Origin of the sequence: Spirillospora sp. NPDC000708 (genome assembly GCF_040299565.1) — a bacterium.
Taxonomy (GTDB): Bacteria; Actinomycetota; Actinomycetes; order Streptosporangiales; family Streptosporangiaceae; genus Spirillospora.
This window is the reverse complement of the sequence record NZ_JBEPCJ010000010.1, coordinates 59,183-80,815: the sequence shown is the minus strand read 5'-3', so window position 1 is coordinate 80,815 and position 21,633 is coordinate 59,183. Positions and strand designations below refer to the sequence as shown.

General features: G+C 76.0%; 18 protein-coding genes. 9 read left to right on the top strand and 9 right to left on the bottom strand.

From position 1 onward, the window contains the following. The first annotated feature begins 164 nt into the window (after positions 1-164). Complete coding sequence (locus ABT299_RS10215; RefSeq protein ID WP_387023350.1) at positions 165-896, top strand: FadR/GntR family transcriptional regulator; 732 nt, start codon at positions 165-167, stop codon at positions 894-896. Positions 897-925: 29 nt separating this feature from the next. On the opposite strand, the gene ABT299_RS10210 is transcribed toward ABT299_RS10215, so the two are convergent. Further along, a complete protein-coding gene (locus ABT299_RS10210; RefSeq protein ID WP_500250445.1) occupies positions 926-1,627 on the bottom strand; it encodes a histidine phosphatase family protein in 702 nt (233 codons plus the stop codon). A 68-nt stretch (positions 1,628-1,695) separates the two neighbouring features. Here ABT299_RS10210 and ABT299_RS10205 point away from each other — a divergent pair, with 68 nt between their 5' ends. Continuing rightward, complete coding sequence (locus tag ABT299_RS10205; RefSeq protein WP_190858983.1) at positions 1,696-2,526, top strand: aldo/keto reductase; 831 nt, start codon at positions 1,696-1,698, stop codon at positions 2,524-2,526. Positions 2,527-2,557: 31 nt separating this feature from the next. On the opposite strand, the gene ABT299_RS10200 is transcribed toward ABT299_RS10205, so the two are convergent. Continuing rightward, the gene (locus tag ABT299_RS10200) at positions 2,558-3,349 is read right to left on the bottom strand and encodes an SAM-dependent methyltransferase (RefSeq protein ID WP_387023345.1); all 792 of its coding nucleotides are present in this window, start codon (positions 3,347-3,349) and stop codon (positions 2,558-2,560) included. A gap of 75 nt (positions 3,350-3,424) precedes the next feature. Next, on the bottom strand, positions 3,425-4,486 hold the full coding sequence (locus ABT299_RS10195; protein WP_500250444.1) for a DUF2293 domain-containing protein: 1,062 nt from the start codon (positions 4,484-4,486) through the stop codon (positions 3,425-3,427). 84 nt (positions 4,487-4,570) lie between these two features. On the opposite strand from ABT299_RS10195, the gene ABT299_RS10190 reads away from it, so the two are divergent. The 5 genes from ABT299_RS10190 to ABT299_RS10170 all read left to right on the top strand — a co-directional run bounded on the left by ABT299_RS10190 (position 4,571) and on the right by ABT299_RS10170 (position 10,456). After that, entirely contained in the window at positions 4,571-4,783 is a 213-nt protein-coding gene (locus ABT299_RS10190; RefSeq protein ID WP_500250443.1) for a hypothetical protein, read from the top strand. Between the two features lie 192 nt (positions 4,784-4,975). Beyond that, complete coding sequence (locus tag ABT299_RS10185) at positions 4,976-5,998, top strand: LacI family DNA-binding transcriptional regulator (RefSeq protein ID WP_347256794.1); 1,023 nt, start codon at positions 4,976-4,978, stop codon at positions 5,996-5,998. After that, positions 5,995-7,530 (top strand): sugar ABC transporter ATP-binding protein, encoded by a 1,536-nt coding sequence (locus tag ABT299_RS10180; protein ID WP_500250442.1) that lies wholly within the window; start codon positions 5,995-5,997, stop codon positions 7,528-7,530. Before ABT299_RS10185 ends, ABT299_RS10180 begins: the two co-directional genes overlap by 4 nt. Continuing rightward, positions 7,520-9,532 (top strand): ABC transporter permease/substrate-binding protein, encoded by a 2,013-nt coding sequence (locus ABT299_RS10175; RefSeq protein ID WP_500250441.1) that lies wholly within the window; start codon positions 7,520-7,522, stop codon positions 9,530-9,532. The genes ABT299_RS10180 and ABT299_RS10175 overlap by 11 nt, the downstream gene beginning before the upstream one ends. A gap of 12 nt (positions 9,533-9,544) precedes the next feature. Continuing rightward, complete coding sequence (locus ABT299_RS10170) at positions 9,545-10,456, top strand: ribokinase (protein WP_387023337.1); 912 nt, start codon at positions 9,545-9,547, stop codon at positions 10,454-10,456. A gap of 12 nt (positions 10,457-10,468) precedes the next feature. Here ABT299_RS10170 and ABT299_RS10165 read toward each other — a convergent pair whose 3' ends face one another. Continuing rightward, positions 10,469-10,897 carry a PH domain-containing protein gene (locus tag ABT299_RS10165; RefSeq protein ID WP_387023335.1) on the bottom strand — a complete coding sequence of 143 codons (429 nt, stop codon included), beginning with the start codon at positions 10,895-10,897 and terminating at the stop codon, positions 10,469-10,471. 86 nt (positions 10,898-10,983) lie between these two features. Between ABT299_RS10165 and ABT299_RS10160 the strand changes: the two genes are divergently transcribed. Beyond that, complete coding sequence (locus ABT299_RS10160) at positions 10,984-11,928, top strand: Ppx/GppA family phosphatase (protein WP_387023333.1); 945 nt, start codon at positions 10,984-10,986, stop codon at positions 11,926-11,928. A 46-nt stretch (positions 11,929-11,974) separates the two neighbouring features. On the opposite strand, the gene ABT299_RS10155 is transcribed toward ABT299_RS10160, so the two are convergent. From ABT299_RS10155 to imuA', 4 genes are all read right to left on the bottom strand, one after another. Further along, a complete protein-coding gene (locus ABT299_RS10155; RefSeq protein WP_500250440.1) occupies positions 11,975-14,113 on the bottom strand; it encodes a protein kinase domain-containing protein in 2,139 nt (712 codons plus the stop codon). 123 nt (positions 14,114-14,236) lie between these two features. Next, positions 14,237-17,533, bottom strand: a complete 3,297-nt coding sequence (locus ABT299_RS10150) for an error-prone DNA polymerase (RefSeq protein ID WP_500250439.1) — start codon at positions 17,531-17,533, stop codon at positions 14,237-14,239. 32 nt (positions 17,534-17,565) lie between these two features. Beyond that, positions 17,566-19,125 (bottom strand): DNA polymerase Y family protein, encoded by a 1,560-nt coding sequence (locus tag ABT299_RS10145; protein ID WP_500250438.1) that lies wholly within the window; start codon positions 19,123-19,125, stop codon positions 17,566-17,568. Then, entirely contained in the window at positions 19,122-19,895 is a 774-nt protein-coding gene (imuA', locus tag ABT299_RS10140) for a DnaE2-dependent mutagenesis accessory factor ImuA' (protein WP_500250437.1), read from the bottom strand. Before imuA' ends, ABT299_RS10145 begins: the two co-directional genes overlap by 4 nt. A gap of 159 nt (positions 19,896-20,054) precedes the next feature. Between imuA' and mtnA the strand changes: the two genes are divergently transcribed. Continuing rightward, on the top strand, positions 20,055-21,089 hold the full coding sequence (mtnA, locus tag ABT299_RS10135; protein ID WP_433152199.1) for an S-methyl-5-thioribose-1-phosphate isomerase: 1,035 nt from the start codon (positions 20,055-20,057) through the stop codon (positions 21,087-21,089). A 10-nt stretch (positions 21,090-21,099) separates the two neighbouring features. Here mtnA and ABT299_RS10130 read toward each other — a convergent pair whose 3' ends face one another. Next, positions 21,100-21,603 carry a GNAT family N-acetyltransferase gene (locus ABT299_RS10130; RefSeq protein ID WP_500250436.1) on the bottom strand — a complete coding sequence of 168 codons (504 nt, stop codon included), beginning with the start codon at positions 21,601-21,603 and terminating at the stop codon, positions 21,100-21,102. Positions 21,604-21,633 lie beyond the last annotated feature (30 nt).

Here is a 21,633-nt window from a genome sequence, read left to right as displayed (position 1 = left end):
ACCTCCTGTGAGCTGGGAGAACCCCGGTCCCGGCGGGGCGGCGGGCGGGCGGCGGGCGCGGGGGCCGCGCGGCCGGATGCGAGACTATGCGGTAAAAGGTCTGATTTCTAGACCTTTGAAGGAAGTTATCGTTTCCGGCGGGGCGGACCGGAGGGACGGGGAGCATGGAGCACGAGGCGCTCGGACCGCTGCGTCCCGCGACCACCGGCGAGCAGGTCGCGCACCGGCTGGCGACGGCGATCGCGCTCGGCGAGTTCAGCCTCGGCGACCGGCTGCCCAGCGAGCGGGACCTCGCCGCGCTGCTCCAGGTCAGCCGGGAGAGCGTGCGCGCGGCGCTGCGCCGGCTCGCCGGCTCCGGCCTGGTGGAGGTGCGGCGCGGGCGGGGCGGCGGCGCCTTCGTCCGCGCCGAATGGGGCGAGGCCAGCGAGGGCGCGGTGCGCAGCGCGCTGCTGGAGCGCTGGACGGAGTTCGAGGAGCTGTTCGACTACCGGCGGCTCGTCGAGAGCCTGATCGCCCGCACCGCCGCCGAACGCGCCGACGACGCCGACCGCGCGGCCATCGCCGAGGCGCTCGCCCGGTTCGACGCCGCCGCGACGCCCGGCGAGGCCCGCGAGCACGACGTCCGGCTGCACGCCGCGGTCGCGCGCGCCACCCACAACGCGCGGCTGGTCGGGCTGCACGAGCGGCTGCTGTCGGAGGTCAGCCTCGGGGTGTCCGCCGAGCCGTACACGTGGGCGATCTACGAGGAGGCCAAGCCGCACCACCACGCGCTCGCCGCGGCGGTCGCGCGCGGCGACGGCGACGAGGCCGCGCGCATCGCCGGCCGCCACTTCGCGATCACCGAGGACGCGCTGCGCCGGCTGGCCGAGCGCGTCCGGCCGCCAGGCGCGCGGTAGAAGGGGCTAACCGGCGGCGGGGCGCCGGGTCACTCGTCGCCGGTCGGCAGGTTGTAGGCGATCAGTCCGGCGGACCCGCCGGACAGGTCGAGCTCGGTGACCGCGCAGTTGCGGACGCGCGGGAACGCCCGCCGGTAGGACGCCGGCGGGAGCCCGAGCAGCTCGCACAGCGTCAGCCGCAGCAGCGTGCTGTGCGTGACGACCAGGACGCGCGCCCCCGGCTCGGCGTCCGCGATGTGGCGCAGCACGCCGGCGCCGCGCGCGGCCGCCTTGGCCGGGTCCTCGGCGCCGGGGAACGGCGAGCCCGCCGGGTCGGCGCGGAACGCGGCGACCTCGTCCGCGGGCATCTCGGCGAGCACCCGCCCCTCGGCGGCGCCGAAGTCGACCTCGCTCAGGTCGGTGTCCACCTTCAGCGGCAGCCCGAGCGCGTTCGCGGCCGGCGCGGCGGTGCCGCGGGCGCGGCCGAGCGGCGACGCCCACACCGCCCCGATGCCCCGGCCGGCCGCCCAGCGCCCGAGGGCGGCGGCCTGCCGGCGGCCCCGCGCGCTGAGCGCGACGTCGCTGACGCCCGCGTACCGGTTCTCCTCGTGCCACACGGTCTCGCCGTGCCGTGCCAGATAGAGCGTCGTCATCCCGTGCCCCCGGTCGCAGCGTTCCACCCCGATGTGCGCGCCGTCCCAGTATGCCGGTGCGAGCCGGCTCACAGGTTCGGCCGCCGATCTGGTGGGCACGGCTCTCCTGGCACGGCTGATTCCGGAACCGGCGGATTCCAGTCAGGCACCATCCGAAGGGGAGGACCATGACCGTACCGGACGTCAGGCTGAACGACGGGGCCATGATGCCGCAGCTCGGCTTCGGGGTGTTCCAGGTGACCGACGAGGAGGCCGAGCACGCCGTCGAGGTCGCGCTGCGCGACGGCTACCGCAGCGTCGACACCGCCAGCGCCTACGGCAACGAGGAGGGCACGGGCCGCGCGCTCCGCGCCTCCGGGCTGCCGCGCGAGGAGCTGTTCATCACCACCAAGCTGTGGAACAGCGACCAGGGCTACGACCAGACGCTCCGCGCGTTCGACGCGAGCATGCGCCGCCTCGGCCTGGACTACCTCGACCTGTACCTGATCCACTGGCCGATGCCCGGCCACGACACCTACATGGACACCTGGCGGGCGTTCGAGAAGCTCAAGGAGGACGGCCGGATCCGCTCGATCGGCGTCTCCAACTTCACGATCGACACGCTGCGCCGCGTGATGGACGAGTCCGGCACCGTGCCCGCGGTCAACCAGATCGAGCTGCACCCCTACTTCCAGCAGGACGAGCTGCGCGCGTTCCACCGGGAGCACGGCATCCACACCGAGGCGTGGGCGCCGCTCGGGCAGGGCCAGGGGCTGCTGGACGACCCGGTGCTCGACCGCATCGCGCAGGCGCACGGCCGGACCCCGGCGCAGGTGGTGCTGCGCTGGCACCTGCAGATCGGCAACGTGGTGATCCCGAAGTCGGTGACGCCGCGGCGGATCGCCGAGAACATCGACGTGTTCGGCTTCGACCTCGGCCCGGACGACATGAAGGCGATCGGCGAGCTGGACAAGGGCGCCCGGGTCGGCCCCGACCCGGCCACGTTCGAGATGGCCTGACGGCCCCGCCTCGCGGCGGGGCGGGCCGGCGTCAGCGCTTCTCGCCGACGCCCACGAGCCCGGCGAACCGCTCGCCGTCGGTCCGGACCCCGCCGTCCAGCCACTCGCGCGGGCCGGTCAGGCCGGGCGGCAGCAGCTCGAACCCGTCGAAGAAGCCGCGGATCCGCGCGCGCGGCCGGGCGCCGAGGGGTGCGCTGGCGTCCGCGTAGACCCGCTCGGCCTCCGCCATCGCCTCCGGGAACGCGTCCGTGGCCAGGTGGGACAGGACGAGCCGGCTGCCCGGCGCGAGCGCGTCGCGGTAGCGGGCGACGAGCGCGGCGGGGTCCTCGGCGTCGTCCACGAAGTGGAGCACCGACACCAGCATCAGCGCCACCGGCTCGGAGAAGTCGATCATCTCGCGGACCGTCGGGTGCGCCATGATCTCCTCGGGCCGGCGCAGGTCGCCTTGGACGAACCCGACGCGCTCCGCGTCCGCGAGCAGCGCCCGCCCGTGCGCGCACACGACGGGGTCGTTATCGACGTAGACGGTCCGCGCCTCCGGGCGGACCTCCCGGACGGCCTCGTGCACGTTCTCCCGCGTCGGGAGCCCCGACCCGAGGTCGAGGAACTGCGCGATCCCGGCCCGCGCGGCGTCCCGCACGGCGGCGCGCAGGAACGCCCGGTTCAGCCGGACGCCGCGCACCACCCGGCCCTCGGAGATCTCCACGATCCGCGCGGCGGCCTCCCGGTCGGCGGCGAAGTTGTCCTTGCCGCCGAGCCAGTAATCGTACATCCGCGCGACGTTGGGGGTTCCGGGGTCGAGATCCGCGGTGGCGTCGGTCACGCGGACATGATCCTCTGGCCGTCCGGGCCCGGCAAGCGGAACGCCGGTGCCGGACAAGGAGGCGGCGAGGCGCGCTCAGGGGCGGCGTCGCCAGGCGGCGAGGGCCGCGTCCACGTCGCCGCGGATGCGGTCGCGGGCCTCGCGGCGCGGCACCCCCGCCATCAGCAGCGCGTCGTAGCCGGTGTCGAGGTGCCGGATCGAGGCGATGACGGCGAGCGTGACGGCGTCGGCGTCCAGGTCGCGGCCCGCCGCGCTGCGGCCGACCCGGCCGCTGCCGCGCAGCCCGGCGTGCCGGGCGATCTCCTCGGCGCGCCCCGCGGGGCAGCCGGGGAACAGCCGGACGATCTCGGCGGCCATCCGGGCCTGGAAGTCGGCGTCCTGCCCGGCGCGGCGCTCCCGGTCGCGCTCGCGGCGGCGGGCCCGCGCGTCCCCGTCGGCGAGGCACTGCTCCTCGGCGCGCTCCAGCGCCGCCTCCTCGACCAGCACGCCGCGCCGCTCGTAGCGCTTGCGGCGCCGGTTGTGCTCGACGACGACGGCCGACAGCCCGCTCTCCTTCTTCGCGCGGCGGCTCAGCGCGGCGTTCCCGGACGGCAGGAACACCAGGTGCCCGAGGTCGGCGCAGTCCAGGCAGAGCGGCGCGCCGTCCTCGACGACCTGGAATCCGCCGGGGGCGCGGCACCCCGGGCACGTCCAGTCGCCCGGCGGCACCAGGACGGTGATGTCGGGCGCCTTGGCCTGCCGGGCGGCGAGGCGCTCGCGCTGCGCGGGTGTCAGGTCGGGGGACAGCCAGTGCGTGCGGTGGTCGCGTTCGGCGGCGTCGCGCCCGGCGGCGGTGAAGCGCAGCTCGCGGTGGTCGCGGGTGGCGGCGGCGTAGGGGGTCTCGGCGGGCTCCAGGCCGTTCGCCTCGGCCCAGGCGCGCAGGGCGCGCAGCGCGGCGGCGATCTTGTCGGGCCGGACGGTCATCGCGGCGTGCAGGTGGTCGTGCCGCCCCTGCCGCCACTCGTCGACGGTCGCGGTCCGGATCCAGCCGAGCCGGACGAACACGTCCACGGGCGCCACGGCCCGGGACCGCTTCAGCAGCTCTCCGGCGGCGTCCGACACCCGGCGCGCCAGCCGGGACTCCTGCACCTCGCTCACGGCGCCCCACGCTATAGGACCTCTCGGACGATCCCGGCCGACCTGCGTCGATGACGGAAAGTAGCGGAGCGTAGCGTTCCGTGCATGGGGGATGATCGGGCGAGCTGGACCGGTCCGGGCGGCCTGCGGGTGACGGCGGTGCGGCTGTCGGGGGCGCACGGGGTGTGGGCCGCCCTCGCGGGCGTGCGCGGCGCCGACGCGTACCTCGTGACGAGGAACGGCGCGATCGTCGGCTACTACGCCACCGTGGAGGACCTGGCGGACGTGCTGGACCTGGCCGAACTGCACGCCGACTAGGCCGCGGCTGACAGTCCCGGCCCACTTCGAGGCAGGCGCTAGGCCTCGTCCGCACGGCTCCGGCCGGGGTCGGTTCCGGGGGTTTCGGGGAGTTCGCCGCTTGCGGGAATGCGATCCGTCGTGTAATCGTTTACAACAGCACGATGTAATCGTTTACACGATCGTTTCCATGGGAGGTGCGCCTTGGCCGGGGTGAAGGACGTCGCGCGGCTCGCCGGCGTCTCCGTCGCGACCGTCTCGCGCGTCCTCAACGACAGCGCGTCGGTCACCGAGGCGACGCGGGCCCGCGTCCTCGCGGCCGTGGACGAGCTCGGCTACCGCCCGAACGCCGTCGCGCGCTCGCTGCGCACCGACACCACCCGCACGATCGGGCTGGTCATCGGCGACATCCTCAACCCGTTCTTCACCGAGCTGGCCCGCGCGATCGAGGACCGGGCGCGGGCGGCCGGCTACTCGGTCGTCATCGGCAACGCCGACGAGCGCCCCGAGCGCCAGGACCACTACGTCCGGACCCTGCTGGAGCAGCGGGTCGACGGCCTGCTGCTGTGCCCCACGGCGGAGATCACGCCGCTGGTCCGCGACGTCGTCCGGGACGGCGGGCCGCTGGTGTTCCTCGACCGGACCCTGCCGGGGCTGGACGTCCCGACGGTCCGCGCCGACGGCACCGCCGCGATCGGCGCGCTGGTGGCGCACCTCGCGCGGCTCGGGCACCGGCGCATCGCGTTCGTGTCCGGCCCCGCGCTGCTGTCCACCGGCCGCGAGCGGACCGCGGCGTTCCGGGCGGCGCTGGAGGCCGCCGGGCTCCCCGTCCGGCCCGAGTACCTGGAGGCCGGCGACTTCCAGGCGGCCAGCGGGCGGGCCGCCGCCGCCCGGCTGCTGGACCTGCCCGAACCGCCCGAGGTGATCTTCGCGGGCGACAACCTGATGGCGCTCGGCGCGCTCGACGAGATCCGCGCGCGCCGGCTGGCGATCCCCGGGGACGTGGGGATCGCCTCCTACGACGACGTCCCGTGGTTCACCCATGTGGACCCGCCGGTCACCGCGATCGGCCAGCCCGTCCAGGAGCTCGGCCGGCGCGCGGTGGGGGCGCTGCTGGAGCGGATCGAGGGCCGCCCGGTCGAGCCGGTGGTGCTCGACGCGCGGCTGGTCGTGCGGCGCTCCTGTGGCGAGCCCGGCGACGAACGACACGGAAGCGAAGGGAGTGGCCGCCCATGAGCCTGCCTGCCGAGAAGGAGATCCTCCGGGTGCGCGGGCTGCGCAAGGCGTTCCCGGGCGTGCTCGCGCTCGACGGCGTCGACTTCGGCCTGCGGCCCGGCGAGGTGCACGTGCTCCTCGGCGAGAACGGCGCCGGCAAGAGCACACTGATCAAGACGCTGTCCGGCGCGCACCGCCCCGACGCCGGGATGATCGAGGTCGACGGCCGCGAGGTGGAGATCCGCACGGCGCAGGACGCCGAGCGGCTCGGCATCGCGACCATCTACCAGGAGTTCAACCTGGTCCCGGAGATGACGGTCGCGGAGAACCTGTTCCTCGGCCGCCAGCCGCGCCGGTTCGGGCTCCTCGACCGCAGGGCGATGAACGCCGCCGCGCGGGACCTGCTCGCGAAGGTCGGCGTCCAGGCCGATCCGGACGACCGGATGGCGGGCCTCGGCATCGCGCGCAGCCAGATGGTGGAGATCGCCAAGGCGCTGAGCCTGGACGCCCGCGTGCTGATCATGGACGAGCCGACCGCGGTGCTCACCACCGGCGAGGTCGACCGGCTGTTCGGCATCGTCGCGCGGCTCCGCGAGCAGGGCGTCGCGGTCATCTTCATCACCCACCACCTGGAGGAGATCCCGCGGATCGGCGACCGCGTGACGGTGCTGCGCGACGGCAGGTCCGTCGCGGAGGTGCCGGCGGCCACGCCCCGCGACGAGCTCGTCCGGCTGATGGTGGGCCGCTCGATCGACCAGCAGTACCCGCGCGAGCGCACCGAGGCCGGCCCGCCGCTGCTCCAGGTCAAGGGACTGACCCGGGACGGCGTGTTCGAGGACGTGTCGTTCGAGGTCCGCGCGGGCGAGGTCGTCGGGCTCGCCGGGCTGGTCGGCGCCGGCCGCACCGAGGTCGCCCGCGCGATCTTCGGCGCGGACCGTCCCGACCGCGGCGAGGTCATCGTGGACGGCACGTCGCTGCCGCCCGGCGACGTCCACGCGGCGATGGAGGCCGGGGTCGGGCTCGTCCCGGAGGACCGCAAGGGCCAGGGGCTGGTGCTCGGCGCCGACGTCCAGGAGAACCTCGGCCTGGTGACGCTCGGCCGCGCCACCCGCGGCGGCCTCGTCGACCGGGCGGGGCAGCACCGGGCCGCCGGCGAGATCGCCGGGAGGCTCAACGTCCGGATGAGCGGGCTGCGGCAGGAGGTCCGCACCCTGTCGGGCGGCAACCAGCAGAAGGTCGTGATCGGCAAGTGGCTGCTCGCCGACGCGAAGGTGCTCGTGCTGGACGAGCCGACGCGCGGCATCGACGTCGGCGCGAAGGTCGAGATCTACGAGCTGATCAACGCCCTCACCGCCTCCGGGCACGCGGTGCTCATGATCTCCAGCGACCTCCCGGAGGTGCTGGGGATGAGCGACCGCGTCCTGGTGATGGCGCGGGGCCGGCTGGCCGGCGAACTGCCGGCGGCCGAGGCGACGCAGGACGCGGTGATGGCGCTGGCCGTCGCCGGGCCCGGCGCCGGGGAGAACCACGAGGAGAACGACGATGTCCACTAAGTCCGACGGAGTCGGCCCGGGGGGCGTGGGGGGTCGTCCCCCCTCGGACGACACCGAGACGTTGCGCAAGCGGCCGCAGGGGCCGCGGTCCGGCGGCGCGGCACGGGCCGCCGGCCGGCTGCTGGGCGAGAACGGCGCGCTGGCCGGGCTGATCATCCTGGTGGTCGCGCTGGCCATCGCGTCCGGTGACTTCCTGACCGTCACCAACCTGCTGAACGTCGGCGTGCAGGCGGCCGTCACCGCGATCCTGGCGTTCGGCGTCACGTTCGTCATCGTCACCGCCGGGATCGACCTGTCGGTCGGCGCGGTCGCCGCGCTGTCGGCGGTGGTGCTGGCCTGGACGGCGACGCAGCACGGCCTGGCCTGGCCGCTGGCGCTGGTCGCCGCGGTCCTCGTCGGCCTCGTCGCCGGCCTGGTCAACGGGGCGCTGATCACCTACGGGAAGCTGCCGCCGTTCATCGCGACGCTCGCGATGCTCGGCGTCGCGCGCGGTCTCGCGCTGGTGATCTCCGACGGCAGCCCGATCGCGTTCCCCGGCGCGGTCACCCACCTCGGCGACACGATCGGCTCGTACCTGCCCGTCCCGGTCATCGTGATGATCGTGATGGGGCTGCTGACGGCGCTGATCCTCGCCCGCACCTACAGCGGCCGCGCGATGTACGCGATCGGCGGCAACGAGGAGGCCGCGCGGCTGTCGGGCATCCGGGTGAACCGGCAGAAGCTCGTCACCTACGCGCTGTCCGGCGCGTTCGCGGCCGTCGCCGGGATCGTGCTGGCGTCCCGGCTCGCCTCGGCGCAGCCGCAGGCCGCCAACGGCTACGAGCTGGACGCGATCGCCGCCGTCGTGATCGGCGGCGCCAGCCTGTCCGGCGGCAAGGGCAAGGCGTTCGGCACCCTGGTCGGCGCGCTGATCCTCGCGGTGCTGCGCAACGGCCTGAACCTGCTGTCGGTGTCGGCGTTCTGGCAGCAGGTCGTCATCGGCGTCGTGATCGCGGCGGCGGTCCTGCTGGACACCGTCCGGCGGCGCGGCCTGCGGGTCCGGCCCGCGACGTTCTGGGCGGGCGGCGCCGCGGTCGTCGCGGTCATCGTCGCGCTCGCCGCGGTCGTCGCCACCACCGGCGGCAACGACTCCAAGTCCGGCGGCGCGGCGGGCGGCGGCTCGGTGCGGATCGGGCTGTCGGTGTCCACGCTGAACAACCCGTTCTTCGTCCAGTTCCGCCAGGGCGCGCAGGACGAGGCGAGGAAGGTCGGGGTGAAGCTGACCGTCGGCGACGCGCAGAACGACGCGTCGCAGCAGGTCAACCAGGTGCAGAACTACACCAGCCAGGGGATGAAGGCGATCATCGTCAACCCGGTGGACTCCGACGCCGCGGCGCCCGCGGTGAAGGCCGCGAACCGGGCGGACATCCCCGTCGTCGCCGCCGACCGCACCGTCAACGGCGCGAAGGTCGAGCAGCTCGTCGCGTCCGACAACGTCGCGGGCGGCAAGGACGCCGCGGCGCAGATGGCGCGGCTGCTGGGCGGCAAGGGCAAGATCGTCGTGATCCAGGGGCAGCCCGGCACCTCCGCCTCCCGCGAGCGCGGGCAGGGCTTCGGCGAGGGCCTCAAGCAGTACCCCGGCATCCAGGTCGTCGCCAAGCAGCCCGCCGACTTCGACCGGACCAAGGGCCTGGACGTCATGACGAACCTGCTCCAGTCGCACCCCGACGTGAACGGGGTGTTCGCCGAGAACGACGAGATGGCGCTCGGCGCGATCAAGGCGCTCGGCGGCAAGGCCGGAAAGCAGGTCAAGGTCGTCGCGTTCGACGGCACCCCGGACGGCATCAAGGCCGTCCAGGCCGGCACGCTGAACGCGACCGTCGCCCAGCAGCCCCGGCTGCTCGGCAAGATGGCCGTGGACAGCGCGCTCAAGGCCGCCAAGGGCGGCGGGCTGGTCGCCAACGCGCCGGTGCCGGTGAAGATCGCCACGCCGGAGAACGCCGCCCAGTTCGCCACGCAGTAGAAGGGGAGTTCCGTGCCGGAACAGTACGACGTCGTCGTGGTCGGCTCGGTCAACGCGGACCTGGTGGTCGGCGTGGACCGGCGGCCCGCGCCGGGGGAGACCGTCCTCGGCTCCGACCTCGCCACCCACCCGGGCGGCAAGGGCGCCAACCAGGCGGTCGCCGCCGCCCGGCTCGGCGGCCGGGTCGGGATCGTCGGCCGCGTCGGCGACGACGGGCACGGCGCGCTGCTGCGCGACGCGCTCGCCGAGGCCGGCGTGGACCTGGCGCACCTGGCCGCCACGCCGGGCCCGAGCGGCGTCGCGCTGATCACGGTCGGGCCGGACGGGGACAACAGCATCATCGTCTCGCCCGGCGCCAACGCCCGGCTCACCCCGGACGACGTCGCCGCCGCCCGCGACATGATCGCCGCCGCGTCCGTGGTGACGTTCCAGCTCGAGGTGCCGATGCCCGCGATCGAGGCCGCCGCCCGCGCGGCGGCCTCGGCGGGCGCCCGCGTCGTGCTGAACCTGTCGCCCACCGCGCCCGTCCCCGCCGAGGTCCTCGCGCTCTGCGACCCCCTCGTGGTGAACGAGCACGAGGCCGCCTGGCTGCTCGGCGGCCCCGGCACGGCGGACGGCACGGACCCGGAGCGGATGGCGGCGGCGCTGCTGCGCTCGGGCCCCCGCTCGGCCGTCGTCACCCTCGGCGCGGACGGCGTCGTCGTCGCCGACGCCGAGGGCACGGCGCCGATCCCGTCGCCGAAGGTGGAGGCCGTCGACACCACGGGGGCCGGCGACGCGTTCACCGCCGCGCTCTGCCTGCGCCTCGCGCGCGGCGACTCCCTGCGCGACGCCGCCCGCTACGCCACCCGTGTCGGCGCCGCCGCCGTCCGCAGGCCCGGCGCGCAGACCTCCTACCCCACCCCCGACGAGCTGCCCGCCTGACCGCCGGGCGGGTCAGCGGGTGGTGCGGGCCCGGAGGCGGTAGAGGTCGTCGGCGACGTCGTGCACGTCCGCGCCGAGGTCGAAGGCGCTGAACAGGTGCAGGTCGTCGGCGGTCTCGATCTCCAGCATCCGGGTGTGCAGCAGCAGCCGGCGGCGCTCGTCCACCCGGATCGCGGTCACCGCCTCCCACGGGACGCGGCGGTGGCCCGCGTACCCGGTGACGACCGTCATGCCGTCGCGGTCGGCGGCCACCCGGACGGGCGCCAGCAGGTCCCGCAGCGCGACGGCCGCGAGGCCCAGCGCCGCGACGCCCGCCAGCAGCAGCCGCTCCGAGTCGCCGCCGCTGAACGCGGCCACCGCCGCGACCGCCGCGGCCGCCGCGCACTTGGCCGCGACGACCTTGGGCGGCACCCGCCAGCGCCGCGACTCCTGCCCGTCCATGCGCCCACCGTAGTGGCAAGGGTGTTCCGTCCGGTGAAGGCCGGTCTGGCGTCCCCGCCGCGCGGGTGTCCGATACCGTCGGGGACATGCGACTCGGCGTGCTTGACGTGGGCTCGAACACGGTGCACCTCCTGGTGGTGGACGCCCACCGGGGAGCCCGCCCGCTGCCCGCGTTCTCCCACAAGGCGGAACTGCGCCTCGCCGCGCACCTGGAGGACGGCGACCGGCTGTCGGAGCGGGGCGAGCGCCTGCTCCGCGAGTTCGTCGACGAGGCCCTGCAGGTCGCCGAGGACAAGGGCGTCGAGGACCTGGTCGCGTTCGCGACCTCCGCCATCCGCGACGCCGCCAACGGCGAGGAGATCCTCGACCGCATCCGGGCGGAGAAGCGGATCGGCATCGACGTGCTGTCCGGCGAGGACGAGGCGCGGCTGACGTTCCTGGCCGTCCGCCGCTGGTTCGGCTGGTCGTCCGGGCGGCTGCTGGTGGTCGACATCGGCGGCGGCTCCCTGGAGATCGCGTCCGGCATCGACGAGGAGCCGGACGCGGCGTTCTCGCTGCCGCTCGGCGCGGGCCGCCTCACCCGCGACTGGTTCACCGCCGACCCGCCGCCCGCCGACGAGGTCCGCGCGCTGCGCCGGCACGTCCGCGCGGAGATCGCCCGGCACGTCGGGGAGGTGTCCCGGTACGGGCCCGCCGACCACGCGGTGGCCACGTCCAAGACGTTCCGGCAGCTCGCCCGGATCGCGGGCGCGGCGCCCTCGGGCGATGGACCGTACCAGCGGCGCGTCCTCCAGGACACCGACCTCACCGACTGGACCGAGAAGCTCGCGCAGCTGACGTCCGCCGAGCGCGCGGAGCTGCCCGGGGTGTCGGAGTCGCGGGCGCCGCAGCTGCTCGCGGGCGCGATCGTCGCCGACGCGGCGATGGACCTGTTCGAGCTGAAGGAGCTGGAGATCTGCCCCTGGGCGCTGCGCGAGGGCGTCATCCTGCGGCGCATCGACCACGCGTCGCCGCTGGCGCCGGGCCGCTAGACCGCTGTACCGCCGTTCGGGTGCCGTGCGTGCGGGCTGCGGGCCGTCATGACCAGCTCGGGTGGCCGAGGACCTGGCCCGCCGGGGTGATGACGCGGTCGCCGGTGCCGTCGGCGCGGACGGCGTGGATCTCCGGCGTGCCGACCGGGCCGCTGACGTAGCAGAGCCAGCGGCCGTTGCGGGACCAGCCCGGGTCCATGGCGTGGGCGCCGCCCGTGGTGAGCGGGTGCGGGTTCGAGCCGTCGGCGTTCATCAGCCAGATGTCGCTCGTCGCGGAGGGCCCGTGCGTGTAGGCGATCTTGGAGGCGTCCGGCGACCACTCCGGGTCGACCGCGCGGACGCCGTCCTTGGTCAGCCGCGTCCAGGGCCGCGACGGGTGGTCGGGGTCGAGGGTGTAGATCTGCTCGGCGCCGTCCTTCCTGCTCCAGAAGACGATCTGCCCCTTGGACGACCACATGGGGTCGTCCTTGGCCGAGTCGTCGCCGGTGAGCCGGGTGACCGTGCGGGTGTCGAGGGCGATCGCGTAGATCTGGTGGGTCCCGGTGGTGTCGCCGACGCCGGCGCCGCCCATGAAGGCGAGCCGCTTGCCGTCGGGCGACCAGGTCACCCGCCCGCCCGCGATGTCGGTGACCTTCCGCGCGTCCGACCCGTCGGCGTTCATGACCCACGCCGAGTTCGTCCCGCCGCTGGACCGGCTGAACGCGATGCGCGTGCCGTCCGGTGAGCGTTCGGGGAGCGTGTCGCAGGACGGGCCGCCGACGAGCGTCTTCGGCGCGGCGGAGCCGGGCGTGTAGGTGCCGATGTCGGCGTGGCAGTCCTTCGGCCAGCCGGGCCGGGTGTCGATCCGCACCAGCATGGGCCCGGAGGGGAATCCCGTGGCGGGGGCGGCGCTGCCGCCGCTCTTGCCGTGGTCGCCGTCGGGGCGGGTGAGGAAGTAGGCGCCCCCGGCCGCGACGAGGGCGGCCACGAGGACGGCGCCCGCCGCCGCGATCACCGGCCCGCGGCGGTCGCGCCGTCCGTGCGGCACCGTCACGGGCGGCGGGCCGAGCTCGGGGGAGCCGTACGCCTCGTGGGACGGCGTGGTCCGGGCGTGCGGGATCTGCTGCCGGCGCTCGCTCTCGGGCGCCGGAGCGGTCTGGGCGAGCTCGTTCGCGGGAGCCGTCGCCGGATGCGGCACCGGCCCGGCACCGCCGGCGGGCGGTTGCGGCATCGGGGCCGCGCCGCCGGGCGAGTGCGGCCGGGGAGCCGCGGCGCCGGGGTCGCGGGACGTGACGTCCGGCCGGGGGACCGGCGGGGTCGTCCACGACGCGCCGAGGGTGTGCGACACGTCGGCCTCGCCGGCGCCGCCGACCAGGTCGAGCAGCAGCTCCCGGGCGCTCGGCCGCTGGTCGGGGTCCTTGCGCAGCGCGGCCCGGACGAGCCCGGCCAGCGGCTCCGGCACCGGCCCGAGCTCCGGTTCGGCGTGCACGGCGCGCGCCGCCATGAGCTCGAAGGAGCCCTGCCCGAACGGGTTGCGGCCGGTCGCGGCGAACGCGACCAGGCAGCCCCAGGCGAACACGTCCACCGCCGTGGTGATCCGCTGCGCGGTGATCTGCTCGGGCGCGAACCAGCCGGGGGTGCCGACGACCTGCCCGGTCCGGGTGTGCGAGGACGCGGCGTCCAGCGCCCGCGCGATGCCGAAGTCGATCACGCGTGGGCCGGAGATGGACAGCAGCACGTTGCTCGGCTTGAGGTCGCGGTGCACCAGGCCCGCGCTGTGGATCGCGACCAGCGCGGCGGCCACGCCGACCGCGACGCCGTGCAGCATGCCGGGCGACAGCGGCCCGGTGGCGGTGACGTGGTCGAGCAGCGAGGGGCCCTCGATGTACTCGGTGGCCATGTAGGCGAGGCCGAGGTCGTCGCCGTGCTCCAGCACCTGCGCGGTGCAGAACGACGCGACCCGCTGAGCGTGCGCGGCCTCGTCGTGGAAGCGGGCGAGGAACATCCGGTCGCCGGCGAGGTCGGGGCGGACGACCTTGACCGCGACGGCCCGCCCGCCGGGGTCGCGGCCGAGGTACACCGCGCCCATGCCGCCCTCGCCGATCCGGGCCTCGATCCGGTACCGCCCGACCCGCGTCGGATCGTCCGGCTCCAGCTCCCGCGGCGCGGGTGCGGTGGGCCGTGGCTGTGAGCGTGGGCTCTCCATCGGCGATCTGCCTTTCGCCGGAGCCGCGCCTTGGCGGCCGCCTCCACGGCGGCACGCGACCCTCTCCGTGACAACGATGACACATGTGGGACGCGCCCGGCAGGGCCCGCGTTCGGCCCGCGATCAGTGGAAGTTGCGGGCGCGGACCCGGCCGGGGACGGGGAGGCGGCGCAGCCGGGTGGCGCGGACGTTGGTGACGCCGTCGGCGCGTTCGAGGCGCCCGCCGACCAGCAGCGCCTGTGAGTCGACGGCCAGGCCGCGGTGCCGCTGGAACACCTGCGGCGGGCAGACGACGTTGATGATGCCGGTCTCGTCCTCCAGCGTCATGAACACGATGCCGCCGGCGGTCGGCGGGCGCTGCCGGTGGGTGACCAGGCCCGCGACGACGACGTTGGTGTCCGACGGCGTCGCGGCGAGGCGTTCGGACGACAGGGCGCCGAGCTCGTCGAGCGCGTCCCGGACGTGCGCGACGGGGTGGGTGTGGGAGACGCCGGTCGCCCACAGGTCGGCGAGGGTCTCCTCGATCGGCGTCATCGGCGGCAGCGCGGGGGCCGCCGCGCCGGGCGTGACGCCTTCGAGCTGCCCGGGGCCGGTGCCGGCGAGGGCGCCCGCCGCCCACAGCGCCTCGCGCCGCGTCATGCCGAGGCAGCCGAACGCCCCGGCGGTCGCGAGCGCCTCCAGCGCCGCCGCCGACACGGGGACGCGCCGGGCCAGGTCCTCCATGCTCGTGTAGGGGCGTCCGGCCGCGATGAGCTCGGCGGTGTCCTCGCCGAGGTTGCGGATGCCGGCGAGGCCGACGCGGATCGCGGGCTGCGGCGCGGCGGGCGCGTGCGGATGGTCCGACGCCACCTCGACGGGCTCCTCCAGCGTCGGATGCACGTCGCTGGCGTTGATGTCCACGCCCCGGACGACGACGCCGTGCCGCCGCGCGTCCGCCAGCAGCGACTGCGGGCTGTAGAACCCCATCGGCTGGTTGCGGACGAGCGCGGCCGTGAACGCGGCGGGGAAGTGCCGCTTCAGCCAGGCGCTCGCGTACACCAGGTGCGCGAAGCTCTGCGCGTGCGACTCGGGGAACCCGAACCCGGTGAATCCGAGGATCTTCTCGTAGACGTCCTCGGCGATGCCGGCGGGGATGCCGCGCTCGGCCATCCCGTTGAGCAGCCGCTCGCGGAGGCGCTCGACGCGCTCGGGCGCGCGCTTGGCGCCCATCGCCTGCCGCAGCTGGTCGGCCTCGTTCGGGGTGAACCCGGCGCAGTCCACGGCGAGCTGCATCATCTGCTCCTGGAACAGCGGGACGCCGAGCGTGCGCCGCAGCGCCGGCTCCATCAGCGGGTGCGGGCACGTCGCGGGTTCGAGGCCCTTGCGGCGCCGCAGGTACGGGTGGACGGACCCGCCCTGGATCGGGCCGGGGCGGATCAGCGCGACCTCCACCACCAGGTCGTAGAACTCGCGCGGCCGCAGCCGGGGCAGCGTCGCCATCTGCGCGCGCGACTCGACCTGGAACACCCCGACGGTGTCGGCGTCGCACAGCATCTCGTACACCTCGGGGTCCTCCGGCGGGATCGACTGGAGGTCGTGCCGCTGCCCGTGGTGCTCGGCGACGAGGTCGAAGCAGTCGTGCAGGGCCGCGAGCATGCCGAGGCCGAGCAGGTCGAACTTCACCAGGCCGGCGGCGGCGCAGTCGTCCTTGTCCCACTGCAGGACGCTGCGGTTCGGCATCGTCGCCCACTCGATGGGGCAGACCTCGCCGACGGGGCGGTCCGCGATGACCATGCCGCCGGAGTGGATGCCGAGGTGCCGGGGCAGCGTCAGCATCCGCCCGGCCAGCTCCATGACGGGCGCCGGGATGTCGGTCTCCGACCCGACCGGGTCGCGGGGGTCGATGCCCTTGGACCACGCGTCCTGCTGGCCGGGGGAGAACCCGAGCGCGCGCGCCGCGTCCCGGACGGCCATGCGCGGCCGGTAGCTGATGACGTTCGCGACCTGCGCCGTGCACTCCCGCCCGTACTTGCCGTAGACGTACTGGATGGCCTCCTCGCGGCGCCTGTGCTCGATGTCCAGGTCGATGTCGGGCGGGCCGTCGCGGCCGGGGGACAGGAACCGCTCGAACAGCAGCCCGTGCCGGACGGCGTCGACGCCGGTGATGCCGAGCGCATAGCAGACCGCCGAGTTCGCCGCCGACCCGCGCCCCTGGCACAGGATGCCTTCTCTCCGGCAGAACTCCACGATGTCGTGGACGATCAGGAAGTAGCCGGGGAAGTCGAGCTGCTCGATGACGTCCAGCTCCTTGGCGATCTGCGCGTACGCGCCGGAGACCCGCTCGCGCTCCGGCGGCCCGTACCGCTTCAGCGCACCTTCCTTCACCAGATGCCGCAGCCAGGTCGCCTCGGTGTGGCCGTCCGGGACGGGCCAGTCGGGCAGCCGGGGCGCGACCACGTCGAACCCGAACCGGCACTCGCGGCCGAGCTCCGCCGTCCGGTCGAGGACGCCGGGGAAGCGCGCCAGCCGCGCCGCCATCTCCGCGCCGCTGCGCAGGTGCGCGGTGCCGCTCGCGGGCAGCCAGCCGACCATGTCGTCCATGCTGCGGCGCGCGCGCACCGCCGCCATCGCCTGCGCCAGCCGCGCGTCGCCGCCCGGCGCGGCGAAGTGCACGTTGTTGGACGCGACGACGCCCGCCCCGACCCGCGCGGCCAGCGCGAACAGCGCGTCGTTGCGCTCGTCGTCGTCCGGGTGGCCGTGGTCGACCAGTTCCACGAACACGTTGTCCCGGCCGAACATCCCGATCATCTTGCGCAGCTCCCGCTCGGCCGCGTCCGGGCCGCCGGACTCCAGCGCCGCCGGGACCGGTCCCTTGCGGCACCCGGTCAGCACCGCCCACTGCCCGCCGTGCGCCCCGGCGAGCGCGTCCAGGTCGTACACCGGGCGGCCCTTGCGCCCGCCCGCGAGCTGCGCCCCGGTGATCGCCGAGCAGAGCCGCCCGTAGCCCTCCGGGCCGCGCGCCAGGACGAGCAGGTGCCGCCCCGCCGGGTCGGGCTCGCCGGTCTGCGGGCCCGGCAGCCCGAGGCTCAGCTCCGCGCCGAACACCGTCCCGATGCCCGACTCGTGCGCCGCCTGCGCGAACTGGACCGCCCCGTACATCCCGTCGTGGTCGGTGACCGCCATCGTCTCGACGCCGAGCCGCGCCGCCTCCGCGACCAGCGCGTCCGGTGAGCTGGCGCCGTCGAGGAAGCTGAACGACGAGTGGACGTGCAACTCCGCCCACGGCACGCCGCCCTCCGCGCGCCGCGGCGCCTCCCGCGTCTCCTGCCGCGATTCCGGCGGCGCCTCGTCCCGCGCCTCGTCCGGCGGCCGCTCCCCGGACCGCCACGACAGCCGCTCCTCGAACTCCCGCCACGGGATCGCCGGATTACGCCATCCCACGGCGCACCCCCGAGCCGGCGGAAGGGGGACCGCTAGTCATAGGCGGCCTCCACGTGCCAGCGGCGGCCTTCGACGGCCAGGAGGTACGCGGCGCCGTCCTCGGTGACGACCTGGAAGCGGGCGCGGCGCCGCGCGTGCGCCGGGTCCCACCAGCGCTCGTCCGCGGGCCACGGGCCCGCCCACCCGGTCACCGCCGACGGGCGGCCGCCGAGCAGCAGCGCGGCCGGCGGCGCCGACACCGCGCAGCGCGCCGACACCTCCACCGGGGCGCCGTCCGCGTCGAGCAGTTCCGCCTCCGGCGCCGCGACCGGCACCACGGCGGGCGCGGGCGCGGTCAGCCGGCCCGGCCACGGCCCGTCCGGCGGGTTCGCCGGCGGCAGGTCGCCGACCGGCACCCGGACGACCTGCTCGCCCGGCCCGCGCCCGCCCGCGAGCACCGGACGGGTGATCGCGCCGTGCCCGAGCAGCCCCTGGATCCGGTCGGCGGCGCGGGCGATGCGGTCGGTGACGGCGGTCCGGCCCCACAGCGCCTCCTGCCGCCCGCCGTCCGGGACGAGCTGGTCGGGCGTCAGCTCCAGCCAGGTCACGCCGCCCCACACGGCCTCCTCTCCGGCGGGCGCCTCGATGCCCTCGGGGTCGGTGCCCGCCGCCGGGCGGCCGTCCCGCCACGCCGACAGCTGCCACCGCACCCGCTCGGCGACCGCGAGCGCCGACAGCCGCCCGTCGTGCCGCCACAGCCGCCGCAGGACGTGCCCGTTGGCGAACCCGGCCTCGACCTCCAGCCGCACGCACGCCAGGCCGCCCGCCGCGAGCCCCTCGTGCAGCTCGCCGGCCAGCCGCTTCGCCGTGAACACGACCTGCTCGGCGTGCTCGGCGGGCGGGTCGAACGCCGCGCGGACCGACAGGTCCGCCGCCGCGCGGACCGGCGCGATCGGGCGCGGCTCCTCGCCCCGCGCCAGCCGGTGCGCGAGCGCCCCGTCCGCGCCGAACCGCCCCGCGACGTGCCCGGACGGCAGCTCCGCGAACGCGCCGAGCGTCCTGATGCCGAGGCGCGCCAGCAGGTCGGCCAGCTCCGGGCGGTCCAGCACCGACAGCGGGTACGGCGCGAGGAACGCCGCCGCGCCGCCCTCCGGCACGACCACGCCGCCCTGCCCGGCGCGCGCGGCCAGCTCGGCGGCGAACAGGCCGTCCGCGATCCCGGACCCGCAGTCGTGCCCGGCCTCGACGACCGTGTCCTGCACCAGGACCCGCAGCGCCTCCTCGCCGCCGTAGAACCGCGCCGGGCCGCGCACCGCGATCGCGCACAGCCCCGGCCGGACCACCTCGACCCGCGGCGCCAGCTCCGCGACCGCCTCCGCGACCGCCTCGAAGAGCCGCCCCTCGGCGTCGGTGTCGCGCTCCCGCACCACCAGGTCGGGGCAGCGGCGCTGGGCGTCCCGCAGCCGCTGCCCGCGCCGGACGCCCTCGGCCCGCGCCGCCGCCGAGCACGCCGCGATCCGCCCCTGGACCACCACGGCCCCGGCCGTCCCGGCGTCCACCCCGACGGCCGTCACGGGCCAGTCCGGGCACCACACCGCCAGCACCCGCGTCACGCGATCCCCTCCCTGACGGCGACGGCGGCCGGTGCGCCGTCGCGGCGGGTGTGGACGGGCGCGCCGTCCTTCACCGCGGGCGGCGGGACGATCTCCAGCGGCCGCCGCGCCGGGGCGGCGGGCGCCACGGTGCCGTCGGCGGCGGGCAGCCACAGGTCCGCGCGGCGGCCCCGGCCCGGGGCGTCGCGGCCCTCGGCGACCACCCGGGCGCGGCGGCCGCGCAGCCGCCCGTGGCCGTCGCCGACGCCCTCCCAGGCGACGCCGTCCAGCCGCAGCCGCAGCCGGACGCCCGGCCAGTCGCGGGCGTACGGGCCGGTCAGCGTGAGGACGCAGCCGTGCTTGCGGGCGAGCGCGGACAGCCGGCGGACGGCGGCGGCGCCGGGGCGCTCCGGCGGGCACAGCAGCACCAGCTCGACCGCCTCGGCCAGCGCGGCGACGACGTCCGGCCAGCGGTCGCCGGGGTCGTCGACCAGTAGCAGCCGCTCGGGTTCGGCGCCCATCCCGGCGGCGGCGACGACGCCGAACGACGGGACGCCGACGATCCCGCACCAGCCGCCCGCGCCGTCCTCGCCGCCGTGCCGCGAGACGCCCGCGACGAGCGCGAGGGCGAGCGAGGCCGCGCCGGGCCCGTCCAGGCCGACGAGCGAGCCGGGGCGCAGCCCGCCGGGGACCAGCGGGCGCAGCGCGGGCAGCACGGGGACCGCGCGGGCGGGCGGCGCGGACGCGTGCTCCAGCGACCTCGCCAGGTCCCGCAGCGCCGCCTCCGGCACGGTCGTCCCTCCTCTCGCGCCCCTCCGCCTAATTTCGAACACAGGTTCGACCCCTGTCAAGTTACCGCAGGTCACGGTATGGAACAGCGGGTGCGTGCGGGCGGCCGGAAAGCCCTGCCGGGTAAGGCTTCCCGGCGTCCGGGAGGCAGAATGGGCGGTATGACCGACGACGTGCGCACCGTGGAATGGGCCGGGGACGGGCTGCGGCTGCTGGATCAGACCGTGCTGCCCGGGCGCGTCGAGCACGTGGTGGTGCGGGACGTCGGCGGGCTCGTGGACGCCATCCGGCGGCTCGTGGTGCGCGGCGCGCCCGCGCTCGGCGTGGCCGGCGCGTTCGGCGTCGCCGTCGCGCTGCTCCAGGCCGAGCGCGAGGGCTGGGACGGCGCGGCGCGCGACGCGGCGATCGCCCGGATCCGGGAGGCGCGCCCCACGGCGGTCAACCTCGCGGCGGGCGTCGACCGGGCCGTCCCGCTCGTCCCGAAGGGCGTGGACGCCGTGGTCGCCGAGGCGCAGGCCCTGCTCGACGAGGACGTGCGGGGCAACCGGGCCATCGGCGCGTTCGGCGCGCACTGGATCGCCGCCCGCACGCCGGACCGTCCGCTGCGCGTCCTCACCCACTGCAACGCCGGCGCACTCGCGACCGCCGGGTGGGGGACGGCCCTCGGCGTCGTCCGCGAGCTGCACGGCCGGGGCCGCGTCGAGACGGTCTACGTCGACGAGACGCGCCCGCTGCTGCAGGGCGCCCGCCTGACGGCCTGGGAGCTGGTGCGGGCCGGGATCCCGTGCCTGGTGCAGGCGGACGGCGCCGCGCCCGGCGCGATCCTGCGCGGGCTCGTGGACGTCGCCGTCATCGGCGCCGACCGGATCGCCGCGAACGGCGACACCGCCAACAAGGTCGGCTCGCTGGGCGTGGCGCTGGCGTGCGCGGCGGCGGGCGTCCCGCTGGTGGTCGCCGCGCCGTGGAGCACCGTGGACCTGGCGCTCCCGTCCGGGGACGGGATCCCGATCGAGGAGCGGGCGGCGGACGAGGTGCTGGCCTGGGGCGGCGTCCGGACGGCCCCGGACGGCGCCGGCGCGTTCAACCCGGCGTTCGACGTCACCCCCGCCCGCCTGGTGACCGCGCTGGTCACCGAGACGGGCGTCCTGGAGGTGGCGAAGGGCGAGACCCCCGGCGCGGCACGGCCGACCGGGTGATCAGGCGGTCTCAGTCGTCCACGCGGGCGAGGAGCTCGCGGCTCCAGGAGCCGAAGCCCATGCGCTCGTAGAGCCGCACCGCGTCCCGGTTGGCCTCCACCACGCCGATCGACCAGTACGTGACGCCGCGGCTCCGCAGCTCCTCCTTGCACGCCCGGAGGAGCGCGGAGCCGACGCCGTTGCCGCGGACCGCGTCGGAGACGACGAGGGAGTCCACCTCGCCGCGCCGCGCGCCGAGGTCGAAGGTCGGTCCCGACGCCCGGAGCCGGCAGACGAGGTACCCGGCCGGGTCCGTCCCGGCCGCCGGCGCGGAGGGCCGGGCGATGAGCAGGAGGGCGCCGTCCTCGTCGAGCCACGTCCGGTACTCCGCGCGGCAGCGTTCCCAGGAGTCGGCGGCGCCGCGCACCGGCCACCGCGCCCCGGTCACGCGGCGGTGGTGGTCGAGCATCGCCAGCCACAGCGGCTCCAGAGAGTCGATGTCGTCCGCCGTCCCCGCCGTGATCTCGATGTCCATGATCGCCTTGTAACCGCCACGATCTTCGCG